This window comes from Fusibacter sp., from assembly GCF_057447755.1.
Genome location: NZ_JBVBZF010000102.1, coordinates 1 through 11344 on the forward strand (window position 1 = coordinate 1; position 11344 = coordinate 11344).

Consider the following 11344-nt stretch of genomic DNA (forward strand, 5'->3'; position numbering starts at 1 on the left):
CAGGCGACAGGCAATGCCATCGCACGCAAGTTAAGCCAGACAAGATAAGATAAGACGAGATAAGATAAGACAATATAAGTTAAGATAAGAGCGTAAAAAAGATAGATACTATTCAACATTATATCGAAATAGAATTGCAACCATAAGTGTGTTGTAGATCAATAAAAATTATTGAAAGCAGAAAATAGGAGGCATAAAATTATGAAAAAATGGATATTATTATTGGCTGTTGTGGCATTGGTATTTTCGGGCTGTGCAAAAAAAGAAGAAGTTTCAGACCTTAAAGTCTTAAAAGTAGGCGCAACGCCAGTGCCGCATGCGGAAATATTAAACCTTGTAAAAGAAGATTTACTTGCTAAAGGCGTTCAACTTGAAATCGTAGAGTTCACTGATTACGTAAAGCCTAACTTATCTTTAAATGACGGTGAAATCGATGCAAACTTTTTCCAACATGTCCCTTATCTTGAGTCTTTCAATAAAGACCACAGTTTAGAATTAATATCAGCTGGAACTGTTCATGTTGAGCCACTTGGCCTTTACTCTGATAAACTGGATGCTCTTGATGCTTTGGCAGACGGCGCAACAATCGCGATTCCTAGTGATGCGGTAAATGGTGGTCGTGCTTTAATTTTGTTACAAGCAAATGGCCTGATCAAGTTAAGTGAAACTGCTGGTCTTGAAGCAACAGAAAAAGATATCATCGAGAATACAAAGCAATTAAAATTTATAGCTGTTGAAGCAGCGCAATTACCAAGAGTTCTTCAAGATGTCGATGCTGCTGTAATCAATGGAAATTATGCGATTGAAGCTGGCATCAACCCAGCTAAGGATTCGCTTATCCTTGAAGGCGCTGAATCACCTTATGCAAATATTATCACGGTTAGAAATGGAGATGAGAATCGCGAAGACATTAAGCTTTTGATTGAAGCACTTCACTCAGAAAAAGTTAAAAACTTTATCTTAGAAAAATATGAAGGTGGCGTTGTGCCGGCCTTCAACTAGATTAGATATAAAGATTGTTTAATAATTGCAGGTGTTAATTAGACATGATGCGGGGTATAAATTAATGACTTGACGCATTGAATTGAGTATGCTATTATTTTCCAGTAAGGCAGAAGTTTTTCGGGCAATTGCAGTGGGTACGACCTATGGGCCAAGTATTTGGACATAGGTCTTTTTTTGTATAAAGTTTTGAACAATCTAGGAGGATTTAATGAATAAGGAACTGTTGAGAAGCCAGCAGGCTAAAAGAGTAACACTTGTTGGGTTTTGGGCAAATGCATTTTTAACGGTAATGAAGTTGGCGGCAGGTATTTTAGGAAGAAGTAATGCCATGGTGGCAGATGGTGTGCATTCCTTCTCTGACTTTATGACAGATATTATTGTTATTATTGGTTTTAAGTTCACTGAGAAGCCAGAAGATCATGACCATAATTATGGACATGACAAGTATGAAACCTTGGCGACCGTCATGGTTAGTATAGCCCTTTTGGTGGCAGGCTTTGGCATTTTCAAATCGGGCCTTAACAATATTTTAAAAGTTTTCAATGGTGAGACCATACATCAACCAGGTGTGATTGCCCTGTTTGCGGCAGTGATATCAATCATCGGTAAAGAATTGTTGTTTAGGTATACCATAAAGGTGGGAAATGAAATCAACAGTGGCGCAGTTAAGGCAAATGCATGGCATCACAGGTCAGATGCCTTTTCATCAATCGGTACAACGATTGGTATCGGTGGCGCAATTATTTTAGGTGCAAAATGGGCAATTCTAGACCCAATCGCTTCTCTATTTGTGAGTGTCTTCATCGTCAAAGTTGCTATACAAATCTTTTTACCTGCCATGAATGAATTGCTTGAAACTTCTCTGGCAAAAGAAGACATGGAATGGATCAAAACAGTTTTAAGAAAACAAACTTCTGTAATCGGTTTTCATGAGGTTAGGGCGCGAAAGCTTGGCAATAAGGCGGCAATTGAGTTTCACATCATGGTGAATCCACAGATGAATATCACAGAGGCACATGATATTGCCACTGATATAGAAGATGCTCTAAAAGAAAAGTTCGGTGAAAACAGTATTGTGACCATACACATAGAACCCTATAGTGAAGAAGAGGCTCAAAATGGTTTGCATTATGAAATTAATACATTCTAATGAATCTTGATAAAGTATAAAAATATAATTTATAGGCCAAGTTGTGATGTCAAAAAGTTCAAGCCTATATTGAGTAAGTCTTATAATATGAACTTATATTAGAGTTACTAAGAATGACGTGACCTGATTTAAGGTTTGTAAAATGGAATTTGTTAGATATTGAATTACAGGCTGAAATAGAAGTCAGTGCCTACTTTTCAGTGGTTTTAAATCTTAAATAGTCGCTTAAGTTAATATGAAAAGGGTAAAATTAAACTAGAAGCATAAATCATAGGAAGTGATCTTTATGACGGGAATCTATTTTATACTTTACTCTTTTTTAATTTATAGTTTTTTGTTTTTATATATCTTCACGACTTATATAAGTTATAAATGGTGGCGCTTGAAATTTGAAAAGCATTCACAGCTTATTCATGGGCTCTTACATGGCTTTGGGGGTTTGTTTGCAATTGCACTTATTTCTATGCTTGGCCTAACAAATGTCGACGATGGACGTTTTGCCCTTATTACATTGTCAACCTTATTTTATGGCCCGCTTGCAGGTAGTGTCAGCTTTTTGGTCATGCTGGCTTATTTGATGATCCTTAAACGCACCTATTTGTTTTTATATATTATTCTCGGAATCTCAATTATTGCGAGTACTTTCTTTATGAAGCGCTTGCTGGTTAAATCCAATAAAAATGTTGCCTATTTTTCAATCTTATTGATTGCAGCTGTTAATAGTATATTGATTTTAATTTTAAGCATTATAATTTCGCCAGAGTACGGACAGGTGGTCGAATCTCAAAGATACTCTATTTTAATTGTGATTCAGTTTATTTTACTTGTTTTGTTATTGAGCAGTATTATAAAAAAAGAAATTTCCAACGAGGGCTATATCAATGCACTCTTGTTGTCAAAATCAGATTTAGAGGCTCAAAATGAAGAAATTAGAGCACTCTATGAAGAAATGGCGGCCACTGAGGAAGCCCTACAGTCTAATTATGATGAACTCAATGAATACCGCTGGAAGCTTGAGGAGAGTGAAAAGCGATATAGTCGTGTTATTACGGCAAGTGCTGAAGGCTTTTTTGATTATTATCCTGTGACAAAGGTTTGGTTTGTATCAAATCGGTTTTGTGAAATACTAGGATTCCCATCAAGCGAAAACAATCTTGTGACCAGCTCTTTCTTAGATAGAATTGGCGAAAATGGCGGGAGTGTAAGGTCGTATTTTGAATCCGTATTACCTTGGAGTGGAAAGGATCGATTTTCTGAAGAAATTCAAATTCTGTGCAAGGATAATGTATTAAGGTGGGCACAGATAAATGCCATCGGTGAAAAAGATGAATCTGGACGCCTTATGAGAATAACTGGATCACTTTTGGATATCAACCAACGAAAGATAGAGCAAGAAAAGGTTGAATTCTATGCGTTTCACGATCCAGTAACCGGATTTTTAAATGAAGATTACTTTGTTGAGGCAGTTATACAAAATTCTAAAACTTCATTGATTATTCTATATGTTGCCATTTATGACTTTAACAGATTGGCCATGACTTACGGCAGTAAAATTGCAGCAATTATTCAATATCAGCTTGGAATCTTTATCTCTGAAAACTTTGACGACGTTATCACCTATAGTCATATTCGTGCAGGCGTGTTTGGTATTTTAATTGAAAATACACCAGAAAATATGAATTCAATTCGTCAAAATGTTAAGAAACTGATTGATTTGTATAAAAAAGACATTTTTATTGGCAATTATAACATCAATATATCCTTGATGTTTCCGTATTGTATCAATGAAGAGGGCCTTTCCATTGAGGAGATTATGGAGCATGTTGAAATGACATATCAGCATTGTATTGATAAGAAAATCGTTTCCAAGCTTCAAGGCTTTATTAGTGCCTACTTTGATGATAAATCTTACATTAAAAAGGTCTCTAACTACTTATTTAAGGCGATATCAGAGCATTTGTTCACTGTGATGTATCAGCCTCAAATAGAGAAGGGTCATGTTGTAGGTGTAGAAGCACTTGTGCGCTTAAAGCATCCTGAGCTTGGAAACATTCCGCCAGATGTCTTTATTCCAATCGCTGAAGACCTTGGGATTATTAATGAAATTGATCAGATCGTTATGTATGAGAGCTGTAAAACCATTACAAAGCTAAACAAGACCTTGAACAGGTCCCTAAACCTTTCTGTCAATGTATCATTTCTTGACATCATAAGTGAGCAAATTGTCGAAAATCTTATTGGGATTGCCAAAGAATTTAATCTTTGCAGTGGGGGACTTTCATTTGAAGTCACTGAAACAGCGATCTCGAAGTATCTAGAAGGCGTGCAGTCAAATCTACATACGATTAGAGATGCTGGTATTCACATTGAGTTAGATGACTTTGGAACGGGCTATTCATCACTCAAGCATCTTGGTGAACTGCCTGTAAATGTCATTAAAATTGACAAGGGCTTTATCAACACCATTGGCGAGAGTGACAAAATGAAGGGGTTGGTTCAATTAATGATCAATGTTGGACACTTGTTAAATCTGACTGTTGTTGCAGAGGGGATTGAATCTGAACGTCAGTTTAAAATATTAAGGGAACTGAACTGCGATCGTTATCAAGGCTATTACTTTGCAAAGCCCCTTTCTGAAAAAGCACTATTGAAATATGTAAATGACTTTGAAAATAAATAAAACGAGAGTGGTATTAGCGTCATGCAGATTATAAGGCTTTAAATTGATTGGTTACAGGATCATAGTTAAAACTATGGTCCTTTAAATTTGTGATTAGCTCATCTAGATCAAGGTCTAAGTCTTCACACAAGTCAACTAATGAAGGATACTGATCTCTGAGTTTCATGTTGAGTAAACTGATGCAGATGTATGGATCGCTTGGCAATTCAAATGACATGAGGGGCTCCTTTCTTAAATGATACAAATTGTGTTTTAATAAGTGAAGTTTACTATAAAATTCATTAAAGAACAAGAATGCTTGCGCTTTTCAAAAAAAGCATTAATTTTTAAGACACTTTTAATTATTTCAATACAAAATTATGCTATACTCTTAGAGTATTTAAAATTAAGGAGGCAACATGAATAAAAAAGTAATTATTGCAATTATCGCTTTGGCGGTATGCATAGTCGCTGCAGGCATCGGTTATCCTATGGCAAAGCGCTATGCAATCAAGAAAGACCCGGTTAACTACTTACTCTATGCTTCAACTCAAAACAAGTCTGACGCTGTTGATGCATCTGTAAAAGGAAGTTTCAGCATGGATGATGAGGCTTTAAATCAAATGACAGCTTATATGTCTACAGATCCAGAGGCAATGGCATTGTTCGTGAAGGGCATAGTTGAAGAACTCAACTTTAACGGTCGAGTTAAGTTCAGAGCAGACTTAGATAATCAGCAATTGAATTTCTATGAAAATATTGGTATTCAATATGGCGAGAACAAGCTTTTATCTTTAGAATTGGGATACATAAATGAGCAAGCCTTTTATCGTATGCCTGAAATGTATAGCAAGGCGTTTACGATTAATAAGGGTGAACTCTTTGACTTGGTTAAAGAAGAAGAAGGTATTGATTTATCAACGATTGAATGGAATAAGTACATTGATTTACTCGATGTAGAAAACGATGCTGACTACCAAGCGATCATTAAAGATAAAGCCAAGTATGAAGACTTGATTCGTTTATTTTTAGCAGATTTAAAAGCAAATGGTAAAGTGGATGTAACACTGGAAGATGGCACCGTATTAAAATGTGATCTTTTGGAAATGGACATTGAATTCAATGAGATCATTGATCTTTATTTACAAATGTTCAAAACGCTAAAGGATGATCAAAATGTAAAAACACTCGTTCAAAAGAAAGCACTTGAGGCATTAAATCTAGTATTAGAATCAGAAGATTACAAACTTATGAACCTTGAGGCAGAAGATGTTCAAGCGGTCATTGACAATGTTACAAATGATTTTGATGCAAACTGGAACGACATGCTTGATGAGTTGATTTCTACTTATGAGACAATTCAATCGGATGTTAGTATTGCAGAAAATGTAAATCTCAATTACCATATGGCATTTGCAATTGATAAAAAATACAACTTAAGACAATATCAAATGAAAGCAGAAGCAAACGGTATCTTGGTTGACGAAACAGTTACTTACAACGCTTATGGTAAGGACGTTAAGTTTGATGAGACCTTTGCAGCTGAAGATACTGTTTCTGTAAAAAATATGATTACAGATTCGGGCTACTCTGAAGAAGTTTTAAAAGATCTTATTCAAAATGGTTTGTCGGGTTTCTTAGCGAGTGATGCATTCACAGGCACAATAGCAGACATCAAGACAAAGGCGGATGTGCTACCAGAAGATGAAAAACAGCAAATCATTGGATCTTTAGATTACCTATTAGACAATCAAGAGATGATCATCAATATGATGCTGGGACAATATTAGTAGTCTACCCTCAAATATAATTTAAACCCTAAAAAGGCCTCTTTGCATGGAGGCCTTTTATTCGTTTAAAATCATGATTATTCAAATTAAATCGAGCCTTGAAAAGTGATGTGATTATATTTGTTATTTAATCACTTTTTGGGGCTTTTATTATCTCAGGATTGGGGTATAATGATAATGTAAATTAACGAGGTGTAGTCTATGAAGGTTAAAAAGTTTGAAACAAAGATTATTACAGTTATGGGCTGTATTTTTTTAATGCTCATCATTGGTTTTTTTGGAAGTTCAACATTAAATAAGGATGTTGTGGCCCATAATCAGCTTGTAAGCATGACGATCGACACTCAAAATTCCATGAATGATATTCAGAAGTTTTATTATGCTTATTTTGCTGAGCCCTCAAAACAAGCTTTTTATGAAGACCAAATCAATGATAGGATTGATCATATTGATACCATTCGAGAACGGTTTATCGAAAATCAATTTGTTGAAGTTGAGACAATCTATAGCCAGTTTGATAAAGAATACCTAAAATTAAAATCAGCCATGCGGTTTAAGCAGAACTTTGATCCAGTTCATATTGAAGACATGGTGTCCTTAATTGAAAAAGTGCAGGCAACGAATTCAATTGTCAAACAAACTGTCGTCAATGAAATAAGACATACGAATCTCATCATAAAATATATTTCATGGTTGATTACCATAGGTGTTATCCTGGCAATTCTCGCCATATTATTCATTATAAAAATGGATGTACTCAAACCCATACGCGATTTTACAGCGGACCTAAAAAAGAAGACTGAATCCAATGCACTTGAGTATACCGATATTAGGATAAGTGGTCAAAATGCGCTGTCAGAGCTAGCAAATCATTATAACAACTATACACATAAAATCAGTGTAATCAATGATCTGAATGATCGCATATATGCCCAAAACGGCTTTGATGAGGTCCTTCAATTTGTATTTACAGCATGTAAGCCTTTTATTCCTTATAATCGTATAGGTATTGCCATTATAAGCGATGATGGCAAAAAGATTATTGCAACAAGGGCAAAAGCAGATCATCCCATTATATTGGGCCGAAATTATCAAGAATATCTTTCTCAATCTTCAATTTCTGATGTTATTCGAAACAATGAATATCGAATATTAAATGACCTTAGCGAGTATTTAAAAAACAAGCCTCACTCTGAATCTACGCGTCTTATTCTTGCAGAAGGCTTGCGTTCGAGCATAACCATCCCCCTTTCAGTGGAAAATAAAGTTGTGGGTGTTATCTTCTTTTCATCTGTTGAAAAGGATGCCTATAATATCAATCATATTCACTTTTTATCTAGTATTGCGAATGCACTTGCGATTTCCTTTGAAAAGAGTTTTGTCTATGATGAGTTGATCTTAGCATCGATAAAGGGTTTTGCAGGTATTGTAGAGTCCAAGGATCATGTAACGGGCAATCATATTGATAGAATGAGTCAATATGCAAAATTTATCGCAGAAGCCTTATATGAAGACAAATGCTACATTCAGGAAATCGATGAAAACTTCATCGAACAAATTTTTAAATTCAGTGCACTTCATGATATTGGAAAAGTCGGTATAGAGGATAGCATCCTCAATAAACCTGGAAAGCTGACAGACCAAGAATTTGACGTCATGAAGGCCCATGCAAATATAGGCTACAAAATTTTAAAGGATATGTCTTCATCCAAATTCTTTAATCGAACAGACTTTTTTAAAATTGCCATGGACATCACGCGATATCATCATGAAAAATATGATGGCACAGGATATCCAGAGGGGCTGGTGGGTAAAAAAATTCCAATTGCCGCTCGAATTGTTGCTATTGCAGATGTCTTTGATGCGCTGACATCCGAAAGACCCTATAAGAGTGCGCTTGCATATGAAGAAGCCTTGTCTATTCTTAAAGAGGGCAGAGGTAGACATTTCGATCCTGAAATTATCGATTGCCTAATACACCATGAAACTGGCTTTAAAGCACTCTATAGAAAGATGAAATATGATGTTTTATAAAAAAACAAAGTCTCGTGTTTAGATTATAATTCTAAACAGAGACTTTTTTTATCTAAGCATGAAATTTTCAATAGGTTGGGGGCCTCTAACAACCCTTCTCTTGATCTCAAGGGTACCATTTTCATTTGGTAGAATGCGCCATTCAATCATGGCGATTTCACCGTTTTCGATTTCAAGACCAGTAATGTTTCTAGGATGTATACAACAACCGGTGTTAAAGTATGGTAACTCGTAAGTCTTAGGATATTTTGGCCGATGCGTATGTCCTGCAATGAGTATCTTTTGTGTTTGTTCGATCCATTTAGTATAGTTTTTTTCGATTTTATGTCGCTTATGCGCATTCTTGGCGGGGCTTGCAGGATTTCTAAAGCCGATAATGTGAAGATAACGCCAAAAGTGTCGACTCAGAAACTGCATGACTGGCCAAATTTGATCGTTTATAAAATCACCTTGATGGCCGTGAACGATAAAAATTTCTTGGTCTGCTTCTTTGTTTTCTAGAATAACGGATTCATGGACATCTATATTTGGAAAGAGTTGGTTGAAAAACTCTTCGTACTCATCATAAAAATGAAAGAGGTTGTGTTGAGTGGTGTGTGTGTGTCTAAAAGTGTTGTTATGATTACCATAGAGCATAATGAAGCGATCTGATAAATAAAAATCACGAAGCAGCATAAAGACATCACTATGGGCATATCGAATGACATCAAACTTACTATGTTCCCAAAGTTCGTCACCATCACCCACTTCAATGTAGGTAAATCCTGCATTAAAGTAATGCTGAAGCGCAAAATAATAGATGTTTTGATTATGGGCAAATTCATCAGACAAACTGTTATCACCTCTATGGACATCGCTAAAGAGGATAAATTTTGATTTATCGCTTAGGGGTACTCTATGGGCATTTGCATAAGCCGAATTTAATCGTTGCATTGTGAACATTGTAGATACATCTCCTTTTGCATAATTTAGACTGGAAATAAAGGTATATACCCATTTTCATTAAAACGTGTTTTCGTAAGTAACATTGTCATGATAAAAAAATTATAACCCCTAACCAAAACTATTGCAAATAGAGGCGGAAAGGGGTTGATTTCAATTAAGCATGCATATCCGTTTCATTTATAGTCTTTTATATTCGCTAAAGCTCTCAATGATTGATCTTTCGTTTAAATGCTCAATCAAGTGAGTTGGGATGGCATGAAATCCGTTAATGAGGCCCAGTATGGCCCCGATTACCATGCCTCTACTTGCAGAGTCGCCACCGCAAAGATTATTAATTCTCAGGGCTTCGTCAAATTGATTTTCGTATTTTAAGATGATGTACATAGCTGCAGGAAAAGCGTATTCACTGGTGCAACTTTGTCCGATATCCTTGACAAATGTCACGGAATCATCTTGTAAATGAGCCTTGATTCGATCAAAGACATCTTTGAACTCAGTGTACTTTTCAAGCAAGAGATCAATACTCTGATGAATTGGCTTTCCGATGATGAGCTCTAGTGCTAAATCTGTTAAAAAGTGACTGATCCGAATAAGATTTTCATCATCATGTGTCATTCGGGTTTGACGCTCCACAAAATCGTGGAGTTTTGGGTCATCAAAATAGTAAAAAATTAAGGGAAAACATCTTGAGAAGCCACCAAGCTCATCTGAAGATGAACCTCGATGGTTCCATTGATCAAGTAGCTGTAAGCTTTCTTTTGTGGCATGGTCAAGATAACCCTCATACTTTTGCATATAAGTTAACCAATGTGTTTGAAATATGTCTAAATCAAAACCCTTGTTGGCAGAAATACTTTTTAATAGCAATAAACTTTGATCACCATAATGGGTAAAATCGCCTTTATGCTTATGAGCGTGAAATAAGTTCTTAGAAGGATCAACATAATCTTTTTGCGTCTGAGCTTCAATCATTAATTTGTCTGTGTCATATACCCAGTGAACATTAAGTGAAAAAGCATCGCCAACAAATGAGCCATATAGCATTCCTTTTAATCGTTCCATTGAAATCCCACCTTTTCATATGTTGTCTATTCATAATTTACCCAATTAATATTGACTCAATCTATTTCATAAATTCAACAAGTATCAAATCTGTCTCTGAAAAACGTGCCATGGTATAGATGGCATCTGACAATCGATTCACGAATTTTATCAAGACAGGTCTGATTTCAGCGTGGGTAGAAAGCTCCAATATCCGTCTTTCAGCACGTCTACAAACCGTTCTGGACACATGCATATGCGCACTAAAATTATTGCTTCCAGGTATGATGAATTGAAAAACTTCATCTCGATTCATTTGATCTAAAAAGTGATCAATAAGATGCTCAAGCCAGACAATATCTTCTTCAGTGACTCTCTCTGGGAAGTTGGCACCGTCTATAGTTGCGAGTTCTCCAGCGACGTTAAAGAGTTTGCGCTGGATTTTTAAGAGAATATCCTTAATTTCTTCGTTTTCACAAAATTGTCTTGAAACACCTAAGTTTGAGTTGAGTTCATCTATGGTGCCATAACTTTCTACACGAATATCAAACTTGGAAACTCTTGTACCATCGTATAGGCTGGTTTGCCCTTTGTCGCCTGTTTTTGTGTAAATTTTCATATTATTTCAACCCATAAATTTCTTTATGGCCTCCTTTCATTTTGTTGCGTATCCTATAAATACCCTAAAGCGCCTTTATTAATACCATGAAATGTAAAAAA

Annotated in this window: 9 protein-coding genes; 5 read left to right on the forward strand and 4 right to left on the reverse strand. The window is 35.8% G+C overall.

Annotated elements, in window-relative coordinates; genetic code table 11:
• Window positions 1–201: 201 nt before the first annotated feature.
• The 3 genes from AC220I_RS12250 to AC220I_RS12260 all read left to right on the forward strand — a co-directional run bounded on the left by AC220I_RS12250 (window position 202) and on the right by AC220I_RS12260 (window position 4835).
• Window positions 202–1002, forward strand: coding sequence for a MetQ/NlpA family ABC transporter substrate-binding protein (locus AC220I_RS12250; RefSeq protein WP_486724125.1), 801 nt, complete (start codon window positions 202–204; stop codon window positions 1000–1002).
• A gap of 211 nt (window positions 1003–1213) precedes the next feature.
• Complete coding sequence (locus AC220I_RS12255) at window positions 1214–2155, forward strand: cation diffusion facilitator family transporter (RefSeq protein ID WP_486724126.1); 942 nt, start codon at window positions 1214–1216, stop codon at window positions 2153–2155.
• A 382-nt stretch (window positions 2156–2537) separates the two neighbouring features.
• On the forward strand, window positions 2538–4835 hold the full coding sequence (locus AC220I_RS12260) for an EAL domain-containing protein (RefSeq protein WP_486724127.1): 2298 nt from the start codon (window positions 2538–2540) through the stop codon (window positions 4833–4835).
• Between the two features lie 28 nt (window positions 4836–4863).
• Here the strand turns inward: AC220I_RS12260 and AC220I_RS12265 are convergent, their stop codons facing one another.
• The gene (locus AC220I_RS12265) at window positions 4864–5052 is read right to left on the reverse strand and encodes a DUF4250 family protein (RefSeq protein WP_486724128.1); all 189 of its coding nucleotides are present in this window, start codon (window positions 5050–5052) and stop codon (window positions 4864–4866) included.
• Window positions 5053–5233: 181 nt separating this feature from the next.
• On the opposite strand from AC220I_RS12265, the gene AC220I_RS12270 reads away from it, so the two are divergent.
• Both AC220I_RS12270 and AC220I_RS12275 read left to right on the forward strand, forming a co-directional pair.
• On the forward strand, window positions 5234–6604 hold the full coding sequence (locus tag AC220I_RS12270; RefSeq protein WP_486724129.1) for a hypothetical protein: 1371 nt from the start codon (window positions 5234–5236) through the stop codon (window positions 6602–6604).
• Window positions 6605–6805: 201 nt separating this feature from the next.
• Entirely contained in the window at window positions 6806–8638 is a 1833-nt protein-coding gene (locus AC220I_RS12275) for an HD-GYP domain-containing protein (RefSeq protein ID WP_486724130.1), read from the forward strand.
• Between the two features lie 48 nt (window positions 8639–8686).
• Here the strand turns inward: AC220I_RS12275 and AC220I_RS12280 are convergent, their stop codons facing one another.
• From AC220I_RS12280 to AC220I_RS12290, 3 genes are all read right to left on the reverse strand, one after another.
• Entirely contained in the window at window positions 8687–9571 is an 885-nt protein-coding gene (locus AC220I_RS12280; protein WP_486724131.1) for a metallophosphoesterase family protein, read from the reverse strand.
• Between the two features lie 189 nt (window positions 9572–9760).
• Complete coding sequence (locus AC220I_RS12285) at window positions 9761–10645, reverse strand: ADP-ribosylglycohydrolase family protein (RefSeq protein WP_486724132.1); 885 nt, start codon at window positions 10643–10645, stop codon at window positions 9761–9763.
• A 61-nt stretch (window positions 10646–10706) separates the two neighbouring features.
• Complete coding sequence (locus AC220I_RS12290; protein WP_486724133.1) at window positions 10707–11243, reverse strand: cob(I)yrinic acid a,c-diamide adenosyltransferase; 537 nt, start codon at window positions 11241–11243, stop codon at window positions 10707–10709.
• Between the last annotated feature and the right edge of the window lie 101 nt (window positions 11244–11344).